At 70.5% G+C, this 791-nt stretch carries 1 protein-coding gene; it reads right to left on the reverse strand.

Annotated features, from left to right (window positions below; translation table 11 throughout):
- On the reverse strand, positions 1–791 hold a 791-nt coding region (locus IE249_RS35495), incomplete at both ends, for an acyltransferase domain-containing protein (RefSeq protein ID WP_189711655.1).

The following is a 791-nucleotide window of genomic DNA, read 5'->3' on the forward strand; positions in this document are numbered from 1 at the left end:
AGCCGGCCACGCGCCGCCACCAGCGTGCACGCGTCCTCCAGCGACAGCACACCCGCACAATGCGCGGCCGCCAGCTCACCGATCGAGTGACCGGAGACGAAGTCCGGGCGCACACCCCACGACTCCAGCAGCCGGAACAGGGCCACCTCGATGGCGAAGAGCGCGGGCTGCGTGTACGCCGTCTGATTCAGGCGCTCGGCGTCGTCACCGAACACGATCTCCCGCAAGGGGAGTTCGAGTAGCTGCGAGACCTCGTCGAGTGCCCGTGCGAACACCGGGTAGGTCTCGTACAGTTCGCGGCTCATTCCCGGCCGCTGGCTGCCCTGGCCGGTGAACAGGAAGGCCAACTTGCCCCGGGCGTCCGTCTTTCCGTGCAACACGGCGGAGGGGCTCTCGCCCGAGGCGACCTCGGAGAGGTGGTCGAGGAATGTCCGGCGGTCGCCGGCGATCAGCGCGGCCCGGGTCTCGAGCGCGGAGCGCGTCGTCGCCAGGGAGTAGGCGATGTCGGTCGGGTCGAGGTCGGGGTTCTCACGCACATGGGTCAGCAGTCGTTCCGCCTGGGCGCGCAGGGCCTGTTCGGACCTGGCCGACAGCAGCCAGGGGTACACCGGATGCGAAGTCGCGTCGGCCCCGGCAGTCGCCTCGGCGTCCTCAGGCGCGGTCTCGGGCTGTTCCTCTTCGGGCTCGCCGAGCGTCGGTTGCTCGACGATGACATGGGCGTTGGTGCCGCTGATGCCGAAGGAGGAGATCCCGGCCCGGCGCGGGCGGTCGCCGGTCTCCGGCCACTCGCG

This window comes from Streptomyces anandii JCM 4720, assembly GCF_014650655.1.
GTDB lineage: Bacteria > Actinomycetota > Actinomycetes > Streptomycetales > Streptomycetaceae > Streptomyces > Streptomyces anandii.